The organism is Mesorhizobium sp. M3A.F.Ca.ET.080.04.2.1 (assembly GCF_003952525.1).
GTDB lineage: Bacteria > Pseudomonadota > Alphaproteobacteria > Rhizobiales > Rhizobiaceae > Mesorhizobium.
In genome coordinates, this window is the sequence record NZ_CP034451.1 from 1,720,835 (window position 1) to 1,740,757 (window position 19,923).

At 63.7% G+C, this 19,923-nt stretch carries 13 protein-coding genes and 1 tRNA gene; 2 read left to right on the plus strand and 12 right to left on the minus strand.

What is annotated here, in order from left to right; genetic code table 11:
- Positions 1-148 precede the first annotated feature (148 nt).
- Positions 149-2,386 carry an AGE family epimerase/isomerase gene (locus EJ074_RS08495; protein ID WP_129552999.1) on the minus strand — a complete coding sequence of 746 codons (2,238 nt, stop codon included), beginning with the start codon at positions 2,384-2,386 and terminating at the stop codon, positions 149-151.
- A gap of 12 nt (positions 2,387-2,398) precedes the next feature.
- On the minus strand, positions 2,399-3,919 hold the full coding sequence (locus EJ074_RS08500) for a phosphomannomutase/phosphoglucomutase (protein WP_129553000.1): 1,521 nt from the start codon (positions 3,917-3,919) through the stop codon (positions 2,399-2,401).
- 200 nt (positions 3,920-4,119) lie between these two features.
- Here EJ074_RS08500 and EJ074_RS08505 point away from each other — a divergent pair.
- Positions 4,120-4,196 (plus strand) — tRNA-Pro (locus EJ074_RS08505).
- A 68-nt stretch (positions 4,197-4,264) separates the two neighbouring features.
- On the opposite strand, the gene EJ074_RS08510 is transcribed toward EJ074_RS08505, so the two are convergent.
- Positions 4,265-5,170, minus strand: a complete 906-nt coding sequence (locus tag EJ074_RS08510; protein WP_129553001.1) for a hypothetical protein — start codon at positions 5,168-5,170, stop codon at positions 4,265-4,267.
- Between the two features lie 209 nt (positions 5,171-5,379).
- Between EJ074_RS08510 and EJ074_RS08515 the strand changes: the two genes are divergently transcribed.
- Positions 5,380-5,715: a hypothetical protein gene (locus EJ074_RS08515; protein ID WP_095805628.1), complete on the plus strand. Its 336-nt coding sequence runs from the start codon at positions 5,380-5,382 to the stop codon at positions 5,713-5,715.
- Between the two features lie 47 nt (positions 5,716-5,762).
- On the opposite strand, the gene EJ074_RS08520 is transcribed toward EJ074_RS08515, so the two are convergent.
- From EJ074_RS08520 to glgC, 9 genes are all read right to left on the minus strand, one after another.
- A complete protein-coding gene (locus tag EJ074_RS08520; protein WP_129553002.1) occupies positions 5,763-7,379 on the minus strand; it encodes an ABC transporter ATP-binding protein in 1,617 nt (538 codons plus the stop codon).
- Positions 7,380-7,396: 17 nt separating this feature from the next.
- Entirely contained in the window at positions 7,397-8,521 is a 1,125-nt protein-coding gene (locus EJ074_RS08525; protein ID WP_129553003.1) for an ABC transporter permease subunit, read from the minus strand.
- Positions 8,514-9,437, minus strand: coding sequence for an ABC transporter permease subunit (locus tag EJ074_RS08530; RefSeq protein ID WP_095805626.1), 924 nt, complete (start codon positions 9,435-9,437; stop codon positions 8,514-8,516). The genes EJ074_RS08525 and EJ074_RS08530 overlap by 8 nt, the downstream gene beginning before the upstream one ends.
- A gap of 173 nt (positions 9,438-9,610) precedes the next feature.
- Positions 9,611-11,203 (minus strand): peptide ABC transporter substrate-binding protein, encoded by a 1,593-nt coding sequence (locus tag EJ074_RS08535; protein WP_129553004.1) that lies wholly within the window; start codon positions 11,201-11,203, stop codon positions 9,611-9,613.
- Positions 11,204-11,591: 388 nt separating this feature from the next.
- Positions 11,592-13,235: an alpha-glucosidase gene (locus tag EJ074_RS08540; protein WP_129553005.1), complete on the minus strand. Its 1,644-nt coding sequence runs from the start codon at positions 13,233-13,235 to the stop codon at positions 11,592-11,594.
- A complete protein-coding gene (gene glgX, locus EJ074_RS08545) occupies positions 13,235-15,235 on the minus strand; it encodes a glycogen debranching protein GlgX (RefSeq protein ID WP_129553006.1) in 2,001 nt (666 codons plus the stop codon). The genes EJ074_RS08540 and glgX overlap by 1 nt, the downstream gene beginning before the upstream one ends.
- Positions 15,236-15,431: 196 nt before the next feature.
- On the minus strand, positions 15,432-17,060 hold the full coding sequence (locus EJ074_RS08550; RefSeq protein ID WP_129553007.1) for an alpha-D-glucose phosphate-specific phosphoglucomutase: 1,629 nt from the start codon (positions 17,058-17,060) through the stop codon (positions 15,432-15,434).
- Between the two features lie 2 nt (positions 17,061-17,062).
- Positions 17,063-18,508 (minus strand): glycogen synthase GlgA, encoded by a 1,446-nt coding sequence (glgA, locus tag EJ074_RS08555; protein WP_129553008.1) that lies wholly within the window; start codon positions 18,506-18,508, stop codon positions 17,063-17,065.
- A 127-nt stretch (positions 18,509-18,635) separates the two neighbouring features.
- Positions 18,636-19,901, minus strand: a complete 1,266-nt coding sequence (gene glgC / locus EJ074_RS08560; RefSeq protein WP_095805620.1) for a glucose-1-phosphate adenylyltransferase — start codon at positions 19,899-19,901, stop codon at positions 18,636-18,638.
- Positions 19,902-19,923 lie beyond the last annotated feature (22 nt).

Consider the following 19,923-nt stretch of genomic DNA (forward strand, 5'->3'; position numbering starts at 1 on the left):
TGGCAGCTTGGGCGCCTCACTCTCTTCTACGATGTTGGCGATTGGCGAAATCCATCGGCGACATCTGATCTCCCCCCTCGTGGGGGAGATGTCCGGCAGGACAGAGGGGGCGCGAAGGAACGAGGCGTCCGCGCGTCTGCTCCTAACGTCACCCCTTCTCCGCCGTCCCGTCCAAATACTGCGTCAGCGCATAGACCAGATGGTAGAAGATGCTGGCCGGCACGTCGGTGGCGAGCGAGCGGCCGCGCTCGTCGATGCGGTCGATCCAGAGGCCGAGCGGCGCCGGATCGATGTGCCAGCGGAACAGGCGGCCGACGCGGGCCTCGATCTCGGGCTTGAGGTCGGGCCCGCCGGAGCCGTCGAGCGCGATGGCCGCCTTAACCGCTTCGGCCTGCGGCCAGCTGCGCGAGACCGTGTCGAGCGGCAGCCCCTGGCGAGAGACGGCGCCGTAGGACAGGCCGGTCGCGCGGTTCAGGCCGTTGGCGACGGCCGAGGCGTAGAGCTTACGGGCGAATCCATTCAAGTCGGTCTGGCCGCTGCGGGCGGCGAAGTCGATGAGCAGCGAGGCCCATTCGAAATGGTGGCCCGGCTCGGTCCAGCTGCCCTTCTCACCCGCCACCGGCTTCCAGTCGTCGTCGAAATATTCGCCGAGCGTCCAGCTTTCGGCATCGAAGAAGTGGCTGCGGAACAGATCGATGATGCGCGAGGCACGGCGCAGATAGGCACGCTCGCCGGTCGCCCGATGCCAGGCCAGAAAGGCCTCGAGCAGATGCATGTGCGGGTTGGAGCGCCGCTCGCCTTCGCCGTTCGAGGTTTCGAGAAAGCCGGTCATGCGGGTGTCCTCGAGATGGGCGTCGAGGAAGGCGAAGGTCTCTTCGCCGAGCCGCAACGCGTCTGCATGGCCCGACATATGGGCATGCGCCAGCGCGAGCAGCACGCAGGAATGATCGTAGGCGTCCTCGACCGGGTCGGCGACCGAGCCGTCGACATTGAGCGTGCGCACCCAGCCGCCCCTCTCGGTGCGGCCCCGGCCTGCCATGAAGTCGATGCCATGGGCGATCAACCGGTCGGCGGGACCGTCCCAGCCGCGCTCCTTGGCGACGGCGAAAGCGTAGACCTGGCGCGCCTGGGTGCGCATGCGCTTCGGCTTCATCAGCGGCGCAGTGTCGAAGCCCAGTGCCTCATGGAAGCCGCCGTGGCGCTCGTCGACGCCGATGGTCGACCACAGCGGCAGCGTCTCCTCGAACAGCCAATGCCGCACGCGCCGCCGCCAGGCGCCGCTCTCGATGACACGATCATGCGCCGGCGTGAACCGCGTCTCCAGCCGACCGGACTTCTCCAACTGCTCGACGATCTTCTTGACGTGCTGGCTGTGGCCGACCGGCGCGACGAAGGTGGCGTCGGCGGTGGAGACGATGGCGACGTCCTTCATGCCGATCGCCGACAGCAGGCGGCCGTCGCCGCGGATGTAGGAGTTCTCGCAATCGATGGCGACGACATCGCCGAGAATGACATTGCCGTGCTTGTCGGAGGGGCCGACATCGAGCAGCGACTGCCAGGAGCCAAGATCGTTCCAGCGGAAGCCGGCCGGCACCATGGCAATGTCCCTGGCCCGCTCCATGACCGCATAGTCGATCGAGGTCGAGGGAATGGCCGAGTAGAGGTCCAGCGGCATATAGAGGCCGGAGAGATCCGACGTCGCTGCCTGATATGCAGCTTCCGTCGCCTGCCAGATCCTGGGCTCGAAAGCCGCGAAGGCATCGCGCATGGCGCCGGCGCGAAACAGGAAGATGCCGGTGTTCCAGTAGAAGGTACCGGCCTCCAGATAGGCTTTCGCGGTGGCGAGATCGGGCTTCTCTACGAAGCGCGAGACGTCGAACACACCAGCGCTCTCGGTGGCCACCTCGATATAGCCATAGCCGGTCTCGGGCTGCGTCGGCTTGATGCCGAACACAACCAGACGGCCGGCGTCGGCCGCCGCAGCGCCGGCCTCGACGCTTTGCCAGAATTGCTTCGCGGTCGAGATCTCGTGGTCGGAGGGCACCACCAGCATGAGCTCGTCGCCATATTCGGAAAGCGTGCGCAGCGTGGCCAGCGCCACGGCGGCGGCGGTGTTGCGTCCCGTCGGCTCGAACAGCGGGCCACCGCCGGCAAGATCGAAAACGGCGAGATCGGCACGGACGCGCTCGGCATGGCGTTCGGAGGCGATGAGGAAGATCGGCGTCTCCCCTTCCGGCCGTGCCGCCAGCCGGCGCAAGGTTTTGGCCAGCATCGAGCCGTCGCCGGAAAGATCGTGGAACTGCTTGGGGTTGTCCTCGCGCGACAGCGGCCACAGCCGCGAGCCAACGCCGCCGCTCATGACGAAACTGACGATGCGCTGGCTCATGGACGCGCCTTGCTAAAAAGTCTGGTTGTAGACGCCGACTTCCGGATTTCGGCGCAGCACGGCGTCGACAGCATCGAACATCTGCCGGCGCCGTTCCGACGATATCGGGCTCTCAACCACCACGACAAGCTCCGGCTTGTTGGAGGAGGCCCTCACCAAACCCCAGGTGCCGTCCTCGGCGACGACGCGCACACCGTTGACGGTGATGAGCGCGGCAATTTTTTGGCCGGCGAACTCGGCGCCCCCGTGCCGCATCGCCTCGAAGGCAGCGACCACGCGCTCGACCACGCCATACTTCACCTCGTCGGCACAGTGGGCCGACATGGTCGGCGTGCCGAAGGTCAATGGCAGGGCACGGTACAGATCGGCCATCGAGCTTTGCGGATTGCGGTCGAGCATCCGGCAAACCGCGATCGCGGTGATCAGCCCGTCGTCATAGCCGCGGCCGATCGGTGGATTGAAGAAGAAATGGCCGGACTTCTCGAAGCCGGCGACGGCACCAAGCTCGGCAACGCGCCGCTTGATGTAGGAATGGCCGGTTTTCCAATAGTCGGTCCTGGCACCGTTGTTGCGAAGCACCTCATCCGTATTGAACAAGCCCGTCGACTTGACGTCGACGACGAAAGCCGAGCCCGGACGCTGACTGGAGATGTCGCGCGCAAGCATGAGGCCAACCTTGTCGGCAAAGATCTCGTTGCCCTCATTGTCGACGACGCCGCAGCGGTCGCCGTCGCCGTCGAAGCCCAGCCCGACATCGGCGCCCGTCTCCCGCACCTTTTTGCTGATGGCATGCAGCATCTGCATGTCCTCGGGATTCGGATTGTAGCGCGGGAAGCTGTGGTCGAGTTCGACATCGAGCGGGACCACCTCGCAGCCGATGCGTGCCAGCGCTCCCGGCGCGAAGGCACCGGCGGTGCCGTTGCCGCAGGCGCAGACGACCTTGAGCTTTCTCGATATGTGCTTGTCCCGAGTGAGGTCATCGAGATAGGTCGCGCGGAAGCCGGAGACGAATTCATAGGCGCCGCCGCCGGCTAGGTCGAAGTCGGCTTCGAGCACGATCTTCTTGAGCGCGCTCATCTCCTCGGGACCGAAGGTCAGCGGCCTCGCCGCGCCCATCTTGACGCCGGTCCAGCCATTCTCGTTGTGCGAGGCGGTGACCATGGCAACGGAGGGTGTGTCGAGCGCGAACTGAGCGAAATAGGCCATCGGCGACAAAGCGAGGCCGATATCCTTCACCCGCGCGCCCGCCGCCATCAGGCCGCAGACCAGCGCCAGCTTGATGGATAGCGAATAGGAGCGGAAATCATGGCCGGTGACGATGTCCGACCCACCGCCGAGGCGTCTGATCAGCGTGCCCAGGCCCATGCCGAGCGCCTGGACGCCGATCAGGTTGAGTTCCGGCGCTTGTGTCGAGCCGGGATGGCCGAACCACCAGCGCGCGTCATACTCGCGGAAGCCCGACGCCTTGATCAGCGCCGAGGTCTCGAATTCGAAGCTGTTGGGGCGGGCTTCGCCGATCATCGTCAGGGACAAAATCTGAAACTCCACAGGTCCGAAAGGACGATTTATCGAGGTGACGGCCTATCACACAAGGTTTTAAGTCGGTGTTTATCGGAGGGCGAAATCCCACGGCTTCAGGGCAAGTTTCGGGAAAGCAAGGAAATGCGACACAACTGCAGCCATTGACGCTTGCAGGATCGGAAAGTGGCGGCTATAAGCCCGCGGTCTGGTCACGGAGTGTAGCGCAGTCTGGTAGCGCACATCGTTCGGGACGATGGGGTCGCAGGTTCAAATCCTGCCACTCCGACCAGAAAAAACAAGCACTTAGCTTTCCCGCAAAATCCGACCTACCTGAAACGCCCAAGTCACGGCAGGCGATCAGTCCCACGGTTTGCTCCGGCGCGATCGCAATCGCCACGCGGTTAGCGCCGGCGCCGCGAAGCTCACAGGCGACCGCGCATGGGCTGCGCCGGCTCTCGGCAGGACATGCCAAGATGGTATCGGCCCGTGCCAGAATGGTTCGTAATACACCGCCCCCTTTGATAACAGGCCGGCAACATAGCTTAGCGAGCTTTTGGCCATGATCAAACAGTCCGCCGCGATCATCCCTGAAACGGTCGCGAAGATATCCGAATTCAGCTCGAACTCGCAGAATTCGGCGAGCATCCCGAAGTCGGACGGTTCTCCCTGGGAAAAGACGACGACCCGATGTCCAGGGCGATCGGCGAGCACGCGCTTGATGTTGTCAAGCGCGGTTGCGTTGCTCGTCAGCCGCTGAGCGGCCGCCGGGTTGCCGACCACATCGCCACGCCTGATGTGAACCGCAATGGTGGGTCTTTCAAATGTTCGTTGCGGCAATAGGAGACGAGCGCGCAACTCCTCGGCAAGCGCCGGATACATCCCGAGATGGCGCTCGGCGAAATTGTGAAAGTGCTGCTCGGCAACAACAGCCGGAACCCCCCGATACTCCTTGTTGAATGCGCCTGCGCTGATGGTCGGAACACCGTGGGGAACGCAAGGCTTGCTGAAGCCTAGATTGAAAGCCGCTTCCCATTCGGCCGCGAAAGCCTCCGCGTCACGACCATGCTCGACGCGTCTGAACGGCGAATGGAAATAAGGAATTCCGGTCACCCGCGAGAAAAGAAGCGCAGACATCACGGCATGGACCTGTGCGCCGCCGCCGTCCTGTTTTCCCACGCAGGTTATGCCGAGCAGCGACTTCTTCGCCTGCGCGGAGAAATTTTGCATACCTCGTTGAGTGAAGTTGCGTTTGAACAGAAACACAGGGGTTGGACCTATTGAACTGGCACATAAGGCTGAAAACCTATTACGTCTCAAGTGTTTTCGCGCGAGCTTCGCGGGGTCGGAATGCAAGCCGTGGTCGCTTGCGTCGCCCATAGTGCTCGACAGCAGACCCACACTTTGGCCTAATGGGGCGCGATCGACCGCGATGCGTGCGCAGAACCATCGGAACAAGTGAGACCGGGTGCGATATGAAATTGACGCGAACGGCCATTTTGCCGATGACCGCCATGCTGCTTGTTGCAGCAGGCTGTTCCTCCACTGTCGCGTCGATCAGCCCGGCGAAATACGACAGGATGAGTTGCACCGAGCTCAACAGCGCGCTTGGCGAGACCGCCACCGAGATCTCGCAGGTCGCGATCACCCGCGGCAAGGTCGCCAACACCAGCGTGCCGCACTGGCTGCTCGGCGGCGAGAGCGTGAAGACGGTGGTCGCCAATCGCGAGACGGCCCGGATCGAACGGCTGCAGCAACAGCAGCACGCTCTTGTCGCGGCGCGGAAGCAAAGGTGCCCGTCCTCGCGATGAGCGGCGCAGCGCGAAAATGAACAGCACGGCGCCACGTGGCGCCCGCCTCAGGCGCTCATCCTGAACCTGGTCGTATCGATCGCAGCGTTCATCAGCGTCTGGGTGTAAGCGGCCTGCGGATTGCCGAAGATCTCCTCGGCCGGCCCTTCCTCGACGATTTTTCCCTGCTTCATCACGATGATGTAGTCGGCCATGGCGCGCACCACGGCGAGGTCATGACTGATGAAGAGGTAGGACAGCTCATTGTCGGCCTGCAGCTTGCGCAAAAGCTCCACGATCTGCTTCTGCACCGAGCGGTCGAGCGCCGAGGTCGGCTCGTCCAGCACCACGACTTTCGGCTTCAGGATCATGGCGCGGGCGATGGCGATGCGCTGGCGCTGGCCGCCGGAGAATTCGTGCGGATAGCGATTGCGCGCGTTGGGGTCGAGGCCGACCTCGCGCAGCGCCTCGACCGCGCGCTGGTCGCGCTGCTTGCTGGTGAGCGACGGCTCATGCACCAACAGCCCTTCGGTGATGACCTGGCCGACCGTCATGCGCGGCGACAGCGAGCCGAACGGATCCTGGAAGACCAGTTGCAGTTCGCGGCGCAGCGGCCGCATCGCCCGGCGGTCCGCTTCGGAGATGTCGCGGTCGCCGAAGCGGATGACGCCGTCGCTGGGCAGGAGCCGGAGCAGCGCGCGGCCGAGCGTCGATTTGCCGGAGCCCGACTCGCCGACGATGCCGATCGTCTGGTTGCGCCTCAGCCGGATCGAGATCTTGTCCACCGCGCGCAGCATCAGCGGCTCGCCGCCGAGAAAGCCGCCGCCGATCTTGAAAACCACCTCGACGTTGCGGCCTTCGAGCAGCACTGGCGCGTTGGCGGGCGGCGGGCCCTTGGTGCCGCTCGGCTCGGCCGCGAGCAGCATCTTGGTGTAGGCGTGCTGCGGATTGGCAAATAGCGCTTCCGCCTCGCCCTCCTCCACCACCTCGCCCTGGCGCATGACATAGACGCGATCGGCGAAGCGGCGAACGATACCGAGATCGTGGGTGATGAAGACGATCGCCATCCCGAGCTTGCGCTGCAGCTCGGCGAGCAGCATCAGGATCTGCGCCTGAATGGTGACGTCGAGCGCGGTCGTCGGCTCGTCGGCGATCAGGATGTCGGGATCGTTGGCCAAGGCCATGGCGATCATGACGCGCTGGCGCTGCCCGCCCGACATTTCATGCGGATAGGACTTCATCCGCCGCTCGGGATCGGGAATGTGCACCAGCCTCAGCAGCTTCAGCGCTTCTTCGCGGGCCGCCTGAGCGTCCAGGCCACGATGCCGGCGGATCGGTTCGATCAGCTGGTTGCCGATGGTATAGAGCGGGTCGAGCGAGGTCATCGGCTCCTGGAAGATCATGCTGATCTTTCGGCCACGCACCTTGTTGAGCTCACTCTTGGTCATGGTCAGCAGGTTCTGGCCGCGATAGTCGACAGCGCCCGTGGCCTCGCCGTTGGAAGAGAGCAGGCTCATCGCCGCCATCATCGTCTGGCTCTTGCCGGAGCCGGATTCGCCGACGACGGCGACCGTCTCGCCGGCATTGACCTTGATGTTGATGCCCTTCACCGCCTCGACCGTGCCGTCGAGGGTCTGGAAGCGGACGCGCAGGTCCTTGACGCTGAGAATCGTTTCGGAAGCCATGTCAGCGATCCCCATCCTTATCGATCTTTCGGGTCGAGCGCATCGCGCAGGCCGTCGCCGACGAAGTTCAGCGCAAACAGCGTCGAAACGAGGAAGAAGGCGGGAAACAGAAGCAGCCAGTTGGCGGTGCCGATGTTCTTGGCGCCGACCGAGATCAGCACACCCCAGCTGGTCATCGGCTCCTGCACGCCAAGGCCGAGGAAGGAGAGGAAGCTTTCCAGGATGATCACCTGCGGCACGAGCAGCGTCATGTAGATGACCACCGGGCCGAGCAGGTTGGGGATGACATGGCGCAGCAGAATGCCGCGCTGGCCGACGCCCATCGCTTCGGCCGCCTGCACATATTCCTGCCTTCGGATCGACAGCGCCTGGCCGCGCACGATGCGCGCCATGTCGAGCCACAGCACTGCCCCCACGGCCAGGAACATGAGCACGAAGTTGCGGCCGAAGAACACCACCAGCATGATGACGAAGAAGATGAAAGGCAGCGAGTAGAGCACGTCGACAATGCGCATCATGACCTCGTCGATCCTGCCGCCGGCAAAGCCGGCCGTCGCGCCGTAGATGACGCCGATGACGCCGGCGACGACGCCGGCAAGCAGGCCGATGGCCAGCGAAATGCGCCCGGCCATCAGCGTGCGCGAAAGCAGATCGCGTCCGGTGTTGTCGGTGCCGAAGACGAAATATTGCTGCTTGACGGCAGAACTCATCGTGGCTTCGAGCCCGTCAGGCGACTTGCTCTCGATCCTGGTGCCGTCGAAGGCGTCGGAGCGGTCGAGATAGCGGATGCTGCGATCGTCGATGGGCTTCTTGGACGTGACGGTGACTATGATGCGGTCACCGTCCTGGTGCCAGTCCTTGATGTCGACACGCATGCGCTTGATCGCGTCGGTCAGCGCGCCCTGGATCATGTCGGGTTTCGGATAGGCCGATAGGCTCGGCGGCGTGCGCACGTAGTCGCCGTAGATGGTGGTGTATTCATGCGGCACGAACCACGGACCGAACACGCTGATGACAGCGATCAACGCCAGGTAATAAAGGCTGAGCATGGCGGCGCGATTGCGCTTCAGCCGCGCCCAGGCATTGCCCCATAGCGAGCGGCCGACGATCGGCTCCGGAACGGCTGCTGCAAGGTCAGTCATAGCGCACCCTCGGATCAACGACCGCGTAAAGAAGATCGACGATCAGGTTGAAGACGATAGTGAAGAGCGCGATCACCACCACGGTGCCCATGACCAGCGTATAGTCGCGGTTGAGCGCGGCATCGACGAAATAGCGGCCGACGCCCGGGATGGAAAAGATCGTCTCGACGATGATCGAGCCGGTCAGCAGCGCCGCCGCCGCCGGGCCGGTGAAGGAGACGATCGGCAGCACGGCGCCGCGCAGCGCGTGCTTGACCACCACCGACCAGTCGGAGAGACCGAGCGCGCGGGCAGTGCGGATGTGGTGGGAGCGCAGGCTTTCAATCATCGAGCCGCGCATCAGGCGCGCGACGATGGCGATCTGCGGCAGGGCCAGCGTCAGCACCGGGCCGACCTTGTTGATGAAGGCGCCGTCGCCCCAGCCGCCGATCGGCAACAGCTTCCATGAAAGCCCGAAGACGAGCTGGATCACCGGCGCGATGACGAAGGTCGGGATGGTGCTGCCGGCGGTGGCTAGAGCAATCACCGAATAATCGGCTATCTTGTTCTGGTTAAGCGCCGCGATCGTGCCAAGGATGCTCCCGAGCAGCAGAGCCAGCACCAGCGCCGACGAGCCGAGCTGCACGGAGATCGGCAGGCCCTTGGCGAAGAGTTCGGTGACGGTGAAGTCAGGCAAATTGTAGCTCGGGCCGAAATTGCCGCGCAAAAGATTGCCGAGATAGTGGACATATTGCAGCCAGAGCGGATCGTTGAGGCCGAACTGGGCTTCGAGATTGGCCCTGATTTCAGGGCTCAGGCCCCGCTCCTGGTTGAACGGACCGCCTGGCGCGACACGGATCAGGAAGAACGCCACCGTCACGATGACGAATAGCGTCGGGATGGCGGTCAGAAGCCGCCGGAAGACATAACGCAGCATCGGCGCCCCGCTTCAGCCAGGGCGACAGCTCTCCAGACGAGACCGTGGCGCGCTGGCATCTTCAATCTTCGCACCGGGTAGCCTGAAAATCCAACCAGACTTTTGGCGCGGTACGTCGACGGACCGCAGCCGCCGCTCCCGAAAGGGAGCGGCGGCACGGCCAAGGTTTCTCGTCAGTCCTTGGAGATGAAGCGGGACGGATGGATGTCCATCACATTGTCGTCGAAGCCATGCAGCTTCGACGAAACGATGTCGTGGAAGCTGTAGTAGAGAAGCGGTATCTGGCCGACGTCGTCGACAAGGACTCGCTCGGCCTCGGCGAGGTCCTTCATACGCTCCTCGGGCTTGCCGCCGGCGGCGGCTGCCTTGTCCATCGCGGCCTCATAGGCCGGGCTGTTATAGTCCGAGTAGTTGTTGCCGCTCGCCTTGCGCGAGATGCCGAGGAAGGTCTCCGGATCCTTGTAGTCGGCGATCCAGGCGGCACGGGCGACGTCGTAATTGCCCTTCTGCTCGAGGAAGCTGTAGTGGGTCTTGGTGTCGGTGTTGAGCAGCGTCACCTCGACGCCGAGCGGCTTCAGCTGTTCCTGGATGGCGACCGCCGTGTTCTTGTGGTTCTCCGAGGTGTTGTAGCGGATCTCCATCTTCAGCGGGTGCTCGGGCGTATAGCCGAGTTTCTCGAGGATTTTCTTGGCAGCGTCCTCGCGGTCGATCTGCGACATGTCGGCATATTTGGCCAGTGCCGGCGTGTAGCCCTCGATCCCCGGAGGCACCATCGAATAGCCGGGCAGCATCGAGTTCTGCCAGACCTTCTCGGCGAGGAAGTCGCGATCGATCGCCATCGAGATGGCGTTGCGCAGCTCGACATTGTCCCACGGCGCCTTGTCGGTCTTGATCGCATAATAGTAGGTGCCGAGATATGGCCCGACGCGGACCTGGTCGCCGAATTTGGTCTTGAGATCGGCGAGTTGTTCGGTCGGCAGGTCACCATAAGAGTCGAGTTCGCCGGCCTCGAAGCGCTTCATCGCCGACGAGCGGTCCTCGGTCGGGATATAGTTGACCACATCCATCTTGACGCTGCCGGCGTCCCAGAATTTCGGATTCTTGACCAGCTTGAGATGATCGTTGGGCACCCATTCGGCCAGCGTGTAGGCGCCGTTGGAAACGAGCTTGCCCGGCTTGATCCAGTCGGCGCCGAGCTTGTCGATCGAGGCCTTGTTGACCGGATAGGTCGCCTGATGGGTCAGCATTTCCAGGAAGTAGGGCGTCGGCGCCTTGAGCGTGACCTCAAGGGTATTTGCGTCAATCGCCTTGACGCCCATGTCCTCCGGCTTACCCTTCTTGGTGTTGAAGTCCTCGGCGCCCTTCACCGGGTAGAGCATCGAGGCGTATTCGGCCGCTGTGGCCGGATCTTCCAGCCGATGGAACGAATAGACGAAGTCTTCCGCCGTCACCGGGCTGCCATCCGACCAGAGACCGTCCTTGCGCAGCTTGAAGGTGTAGACCAACCCGTCGTCGGACACTGTCCAGCTTTCGGCGGCGCCCGGAATGAGGTTCGTCTTCTGGTCATGCATGACGAGGCCCTGGAACATATCGCGTATGATATCGGCTTCGTAGACCGTCGACGTCTTGTGCGGATCGACCGTCTCCGCCTCGGCGGCGGATCCGCGGTTGTAGACGGTCTCGGCGAAGGCCGGCGTGTAGAAGGTGCCGGTGGCCAAGACCAGGGTGGTGGCGAACACGGTCGCCTTCAGCATATTTTTGAGCATGAAGTCTCTCCCTTTCGGCGCAGCCCCTCAACCACGCCTTTTACGTGTTGACGCCCGGAGCCATTCAATGGGCCCTTTTTGAGCGTGCCGCCGGTTCCCCCCGGCGACTGGTGGCTGGAGACTAGATAGAGCGAAACCTTATTTCAACCACCCGCTGCTTGACGTTGAGTAAGCAGTACCTCGCTAAAACAGCGATATCTAATGCCTAAGCTTGCGGCTCAACTTGGCGCAGCTTTCGCCGCTTCAGCCGTTTATGATTTTTGCAGGCAGGTTTGGTCATAGTCCTGACCATCCCGAAGGAACGTCGACGGGTCGAATTCGCGATGCTGATCGGTCTTCATCGCGCTGTCGCCGGCATGGGCCCAGGAAATCTACTCCGGCGGCGTGATCAGGCGATCCGTCCGAGGAAGCAGCCCAAGGCCGGCAGCGCAAGCACCCCCTCGTCAAGAACTCCGCCAGCATCCACCGCGAGTTCGATCGGTTCGACGACAGCAATATCGGGCGGCAGAGCCCAGCCAGCGTCCGCGGCGGCAAAATTGAAGAGGCACAACAGACTTTCACCATCGCGCTCGCGGACGAACGCCAGCACATCGCCCTCGGCGTCGAGAAAACGGATCGAGCCGCCAACCAGCGCAGCATGGCGCTTGCGCAGGGCCAGGATCGACCGATAGGCGGCAAGGACCGACCGCTCCTCGCCGTTCTGCACGTAGACTGCGCGGTCACGATGCGCCTGCGGAACCGGCAGCCATGGCTTGGCGGTAGAGAAGCCACCGTTCTCGGCGCCCGCTTCCCAGACCATCGGCGTGCGGCAGCCGTCCCTGCCCTTCACGCCAGGCCAGAAGCGGATGCCCAGCGGATCGCACAGGTCCTCATAGGCAAGCTCGGCTTCGTCCAGCCCAAGCTCTTCGCCCTGGTAGAGGCAGATCGAGCCGCGCAGGCAGGCAAGCAGAGCTATCGAGAATTTAGCCACCGCATCCGGATTTTCTCCTGGCCGCGTCCAGCGGCTGACGTGGCGGACAACGTCGTGGTTGGAGAAGGCCCAACAAACCCAACCGTCGGCAACCGCATTCTCGAACGCCTCGACGCAGCCGCGCACATGCGCGGCCGAGAATTGCGGACCGAGCAGGTCGAAGGTGTAGCACATCTGCAGCTTGTCGCCGCCGGACGTGTAGGCGGCAAGCGTCTGCAGCGATCGGTCCTCATCTCCCACCTCGCCGACGGCGGCGCGATCGGGATACTCGTCCAGCAGCGCGCGGAAGCGTTTCAGGAAATCGAGGTTTTCCGGCCGCGTCTTGTCGAAGAGATGCTCCTGGAAGGCATAGGTAGTGGTTGCGCCATTGGTGCCGGCGACGCTCGCGGCGAGCGGCGGGTTGTCGCGCAGCCAACGGTCATGGAAATAATAGTTGACCGTGTCGAGCCGGAAGCCGTCGACGCCGCGCTCCAGCCAGAAGCGCACGGTGTCGAGCAGCGCGTCCTGCACTTCCGGATTGTGGAAGTTGAGGTCCGGCTGCGCGGCCAGGAAATTGTGCATGTAGTATTGCCGGCGCGTGGCATCCCATTCCCAGGCTGGGCCACCGAAGAGAGATTGCCAGTTGTTTGGTGCACTGCCGTCCGGTTTGGCGTCGGCCCAGACATACCAATCGGCCTTGGCACTGTCGTCGCCGGCCCGGCTCTCCACGAACCATTCGTGCTTGTCCGACGAATGCGAGATCACCTGGTCGATGATGAGTTTCAGGCCGAGCCGGTGCGCCTCGGCAACCAAGGCGTCGAAATCCTCCAGCGTGCCGAACATCGGATCGACGTCGCGGTAATCCGACACGTCATAGCCCATGTCGGCCATGGGCGACTTGAAGAAGGGCGAGAGCCAGATGGCATCGACCCCGAGCGAAGCGACATGGGCGAGCCGCGCGGTGATGCCCTTGAGGTCGCCGCTGCCGTCGCCGGTCGAGTCCTGAAAGGAGCGCGGATAGATCTGGTAGATGACGCAGCCGCGCCACCATTCGGCCTCTCGTTCGGCATTGCCCGCAGCCATCACGAACCCTTCCTGGCGCGGGCCTTTTCGGCCCGCTGCTCGATCATCAAACTCACACTGCGGCCGGCGAGCGGCCGCGCAATATCGACCGGCTGCGCTTCGATCGCCGGCCGCCACTCGAAACCATCCCGGACCGGCAAGGTGAAGAGGCATTGCCGGCGGTCGCCATTGATGATGACGGCAAGGCGGCCGCCACCGCTGTCGCCGAGCAGCATGACGAGGCGATGTCGCGCCGGATCATGCCAGTCGCCATCGCCAAGCGGCGCGCCCGTCTCGGTCAGCCAGACGACGTCCGGAATGTCTGAACCATCTGCCGGCTTTCCGGTCAGGAATCGCGTATCCGAGAGCACCGGAAAAGCGCGGCGCAGTGCCGACAGCGCTGCCGTGTACTGCTCCAGCGCCTGATCGCGGCCGGCCCAGTCGACCCAGGTGACGGCATTGTCCTGCGCATAGGCGTTGTTGTTGCCTTTCTGACTGCGGCCGAACTCGTCGCCGGCGGTAAGCATGATGGTGCCGCGCGAGGCAAAGAGCGTGGCAAGCAGCGCGCATTGGTCATTGAAGCGAGCCTTGGCGACCGCGGTGTCATCGGTCTCGCCCTCGACGCCGTTGTTCCAGGACAGATTGTCATTGTGGCCGTCACGGTTCTGCTCGCCATTGGCCGCGTTGTGCTTGCGTTCATAGGCGACGATGTCGGCCAGCGTCATGCCGTCATGCGCGGCGATGAAATTGACACTGCGGCTCACCGGCTGCCCATCCTTGCCGAACACGTCGGAGGAGCCGGCAAGCCGGGTGGCTAAAGCACCGACTGCGCCGGAATCGCCGCGCCAGAAGCGCCTGACATCGTCACGGCAGCGGTCGTTCCATTCCAGATATGGCGGCCGAAAATTGCCGAGCTGGTAGCCGTTAGGACCAATATCCCACGGCTCGGCGATCAGCACCCGGTCGGCCAGGACGGGATCGCCAGCGATGGCCTGGAGCAGCGGCGCACTCGGGTCGAAGGCGCCGTCGACCCGGCCAAGCACCGGCGCAAGGTCAAAGCGAAAACCGTCGACGCCGGCATGGCGGACGAAATGGCGCAGCGTGTCGAGCACCATCTGCTGCACGGCCGGATGATCGCAGGCGACGGTGTTGCCGGTGCCGGTGTCGTTTACCAATCGGCCGTCCGGCTGGTGCCTGAAATAGGCCTCAGCGTCGAGGCCGCGCAGCGACAGCGTCGGGCCCAACCTGTCGCTTTCGCCGGTGTGGTTGAGGACGAGGTCGAGGATGGTGCCGACGCCCGCTTCGCCCAGCGCGGCAACGGTGTCGCGCAACTCCTGCAGGCCGCCGGGAGCCAGCCGTGGGTCGATCGCCATGAAGGTGACGGGGTTGTAACCCCAGGCGTTGCTGAGCCCCAGCGGCGGGAGATGCCGCTCGTCGATGGAAGCGGTGATGGGCATGAGCTCGACAGCGGAGACACCGAGACGCTTCAGATGCTCGATCACGGCCGGATGGGCGAGCGCCGCGATGGTGCCGCGCTGCGCCTGCGGCACGTCCGGATGCAGCTTGGTGAAGGAGCGGACGTTGAGCTCGTAGATCAGGCCGCCGGGCTGGAACAATGGTGGGCCCGCGAGGAGCGGCTGCGGAGGCGCACACGCTACTGTCTTCGGCATCAATGGTGCCGTATCGGCACCCTCGTTGCGTTTGGCGGCAAGTCGCCAGTGGTATTGATAGGACCGGTCGATCTCGGCGGCATAAGGATCGGCGAGAAGCTTGTCCGGATCGAACCAAAGGCCGCGCTCGGGCGCATAGTCGCCGTCGGCGCGCAAACCGTAACGGGTGCCTTCGGCCAGACCGGAGACAAAGAGCGCATGCAGGCCTTCGCCTTCCGGCTTCAGTTCCAGTCGCTCGATCTCGCGCGCGCCGGCATCGTCGAAAATCGAGACCCACAGGCGCCTCGCCGACGACGACCAGACGGCAAAGCGGGTGCCTTCGGGAGTGATGGTTGCGCCGAGGTTGGTCAAGCAAGCGCCTCCCCTTCTCCCCTTGTGGGAGAAGGTGGATCGGCGCTCAGCGCCGAGACGGATGAGGGGTGTTGGAAGAAATGAAGCACCGGCAGTCCGACCACCGGGTTGCGCCAAGCTGGAGCACCCCTCATCCGTCGCCTTCGGCGACACCTTCTCCCACAAGGGGAGAAGGGGGAGCCGCGCAACACCACCCTCAAGTAATCACGCTCGGCTTGTTGCGGCCGGTGTGGCTCTTGATGCCGGCGATGTCGTCGGCGGCGGCGATGAGGTCGGCGAGCGCTTCCTGGGTATCGAGACCGTGGCGGCTCTTGTCGGGCTCATAGCGCTCGATATAGACGCGCAGCGTCGCTCCGGACGTGCCGGTGCCGGAGAGGCGGAAGACGACGCGCGAGCCGCCCTCGAATAGAATCCTGATGCCCTGGTTTTTGCTCACCGAGCCGTCGACGGGATCGTGATAGGCGAAGTCGTCGGCGCTGGCGATCTTCATGCCACGTACGCTGGTGCCGGGCAGCGAGCTGAGCTTGGCGCGCAGTTCGTCGACCAATGCGTTCGCGCGGTCGGTCTCGACCTCCTCATAGTCATGGCGCGAATAGTAATTGCGACCATAGGTCTCCCAATGCTTGGTGACGATGTCCTTGCAGCTCTCGCCGCGCACGGCGAGAATGTTGAGCCACAAAAGCACCGCCCACAGCCCGTCCTTCTCGCGCACGTGGTTCGAGCCGGTGCCGGCGCTTTCCTCGCCGCAGATCGTCGCCATGCCGGCGTCGAGCAGGTTGCCGAAAAACTTCCAGCCGGTCGGAGTCTCGTACATGCCGACGCCGAGCTTCTCGGCGACCCGATCGGCGGCGCCACTGGTCGGCATCGAGCGGGCGATGCCCTTCAGCCCTTCCTTGTAGCCCGGCGCCAGATGCGCGTTGGCGGCCAGCATCGCGAGCGAATCCGACGGGGTTACGAAGATGCCCTTGCCGATGATCAGATTGCGGTCGCCGTCGCCGTCCGAGGCGGCGCCGAAGTCGGGCGCGTCCGATCCCATCATCTCGTCATAGAGATGCTTGGCGTGGACCAGGTTCGGGTCCGGATGGTGGCCACCGAAATCCGGCAGCGGCTTGAAGTTGCGGCAGGTGCCGTTCGGCGCGCCGAGACGGCGTTCGAGAATCTCCTTGGCATAGGGCCCGGTCACCGCATGCATGGCGTCGAAGCGCATGCGGAAGCCATATTTGAAATTGGCGCGGATGGCGTCGAAGTCGAACAGGCTTTCCATCAGCTCGGCATAGTCGGTAACCGGATCGATGATCTCGACCGTCATGTCGCCGGCTCTGACGGTGCCGACCGTATCGATGTCGATCTCACCGATATCGGCGATCTTGAAGCTCGAAATCGTCTTGGTCTTGGCAAAGATCGCGTCGGTGATCTTCTCCGGCGCCGGGCCGCCATTGCCGGCATTGTACTTGATGCCGAAATCCTCGTGCGGGCCGCCCGGATTGTGGCTGGCCGACAAGATGATGCCGCCGAAGGTCTTGTATTTGCGAATGATGTTGGAGGCGGCGGGCGTGGAGAGAATGCCGCCCTGCCCGACCATCACCTTGCCGAAGCCGTTGGCGGCGGCCATGGCGATGGCCTTCTGGATGACCTCGCGGTTGTAGTAGCGGCCGTCGCCGCCGATCACCAGCGTCTTGCCCTCAAAACCTTCCAGCGCGTCGAAGATCGACTGGATGAAGTTCTCGGCATAGTGCTCTTGCTGGAACACCGGCACTTTCTTGCGCAGGCCGGAGGTGCCGGGCTTCTGGTCGGGATAGGGCTTGGTGGGGACGGTCCGTATCATGCTCAGGCAACCCTTTTGGAAAGCAGCAAGCGATAGAGTTCGACGTATTTCTCGGCGCTCCTGTCCCAGGAGACGTCCGCCTTCATGCCCTGGCGCTGGATCGATGCCCAGGCCGCGGGCCTGGCATGCACCTCGACCAACTGGCGAATGGCATGCAGCAGCGCGCCGCCATTGTTCGGCGCGAACTGGAAGCCGGTGGCGACGCCGGCCGAAAGTGCCGCCTGGTTGGCGTCGATGATGGTGTCGGCAAGCCCGCCGGTGCGCGCGACGATCGGCACGCAGCCATAGCGCAGGCCGTAGAGCTGGGTCAGCCCGCAGGGCTCGAAGCGCGACGGGATGACGATCGCGTCGCAGCCGCCCTGCATGACGTGGGAGAGCGCTTCATCATAGCCGATGACCACGCCGATGCGGCCGCGATGCCGCGCCGCGGCGGCTAGCAGCGAGCCTTCCAGACCGGCATCGCCCGAACCCAGCACCGCCAACCGCGCCCCGCGCTGAACGATGCCGTCGACGACTGCGGCCAATATGTCCATGCCCTTCTGCCAGGTCAGCCGGCTGATGACGCAGACGATCGGGCTGTCGTCGCTCTCGAGATTGAAGCGGTCCTCGACGGCTTTGCGGTTGGGGCGGCGCGCATCGAGCTTTTCGGCCGAATAGTTGGCGACAAGATGCTTGTCGGTTTCGGGGTTCCAGATGTCGACGTCGATGCCGTTTACGATCCCGTAGAGATCGACAGCGCGCATGTTGATGAGGCCGTCGAGGCCCATGCCGAACTCCGGCGAGCGGATCTCTTGCGCGTAGGTCGGGCTGACCGTGGTGATCGCCCAGGCGGCCTGCAGCCCGGCCTTGAGATAGCCGACGCCGCCATAATATTCGACGCCGTCGAGCTGCATGGCCGGGCCCGGCAGGCCGAGCTCGCCAAAAATGCCGGCGCCGAACTGGCCCTGGAAGGCAAGGTTGTGCACGGTGATCAGCGACGGCACGCCGACCGCCTTGCCGTAGCGCATGTAGGCGAGCGTCATCGCCGACTGCCAGTCATGGGCATGGACGAGGTCGGGCTGGTAGCCGGAGATGGCGCCGCCGGCGATGTCGCCGCCGACCTGGCTCAGCGCCGCGAAGCGCCGCCAGTTGTCCGGCCAGTCGGAGCCGGAGACGGTGCCATAGGGTCCACCCTGGCGGTCGAACAGATGCGGCGCGTCGAGCACGAAGAGGTCGAGCTCGCCGATCCTGACGGCATGGACCGAAGCCTTGCCACCCTGCAGCAGCGGATACTGATAGAGCGCCTTCTTTTTCTTGAAGGCGTCCATCACCACAGGATAGCCGGGAACGAGCGTGCGCATTGCCACACCCTTGCCGGCGAGCGCGATCGGCAAGGCGCCGGTCACGTCGGCAAGCCCGCCGGTCTTGATCAGCGGGAAGATTTCGGGCGTGACCGACAGAACCTGCATACGCTAACGATCCACTGCTAATGCATGTCGCCCAAAAGTGTGAAACGGTTCGGGGAAAGCGAGATGCACAAAAACAACTTAAAGTGAAAGCTTGTTGATCAACCTCATCAGGTTGACAGCTTGCTGGTCAGCTTGACAGCTTGTTGATCATGTCCTGCGTGATCAGGCAGATGCCCTTTTCCGAAACGCGGAAGCGCTTGGCGTCGAGCACCGGGTCCTCGCCGACCACAAGCCCCTCCGGAATGCGCACGCCATGGTCGATGACGACGCGCTTGAGATGCGCGTTGCGCCCGACATAGCAGTCGGGAAGCATGACCACCTCTTCCAGCTTGGAATAGGAATTGATGCGCGCGCCGGTGAAGATCAGGCTGCGGCGCAGCGATGCGCCGGAAATGATGCAGTCGCCCGAAACCAGCGAGGAAATCGCCTCGCCGCGCCGGCCGTCCTCGTCATGCACGAATTTCGCCGGCGGCTTCAATTCGGCATAGGTCCAGATCGGCCAGTCGCGGTCGTAAAGGTCGAGCTCGGGGGTAACGTCGGTGAGGTCGATATTGGCTTCCCAATAGGCGTCGACCGTTCCGACATCGCGCCAGTAGGCCTCGTTCTCGGCCGTCGAGCGCACGCAGGACTTGGCGAAGCGATGCGCGACAGCCTTACCGTGCTGGACGACATGGGGGATGATGTCCTTGCCGAAGTCGCGGCTCGATCCCGGCTCGGCCGCATCGCGGCGCAGCTGGTCCATCAGGAACTTGGTCCTGAAGACATAGATGCCCATCGAGGCCAGCGCGAAATCCGGCTTGTCGGGGATGCCGGGCGGATCGGCGGGCTTCTCGATGAAGGAGATGATGTTGTCCTTCGCATCCACATGCATGACGCCGAAGCCCGTCGCCTCCATGCGCGGCACTTCGAGGCAGCCGACGGTCACGTCGGCATTGGCGTCGACGTGCTGGCGCAGCATCAGCTCGTAGTCCATCTTGTAGATGTGGTCGCCGGCCAGGATGACCATGTATTCGGGGTTGTAGGCCTCGATGATGTCGATGTTCTGGTAGACGGCGTCCGCCGTGCCCTCGTACCACTGGGTCTCCGAGACGCGCTGGCTGGCCGGCAGGATGTCGAAGCTCTCGTTTCGTTCCGGCCGCAGGAAATTCCAGCCGCGCTGCAGGTGTCGGATCAGCGAATGCGCCTTGTACTGGGTAGCGACGCCGAGACGGCGAATGCCGGAGTTGAGCGCATTGGACAGAGCGAAATCGATGATGCGCGTCTTGCCGCCGAAATAGACCGCAGGCTTGGCGCGCCGGTCGGTCAGCTCCTTCAAGCGGCTGCCGCGCCCGCCGGCCAGCACATAGGCCATGGCATCGCGTGCCAGCGGCTGGGTTCGTTTCGTGTCTGCCATCAGTACCCTCCCAAGTAAGCTG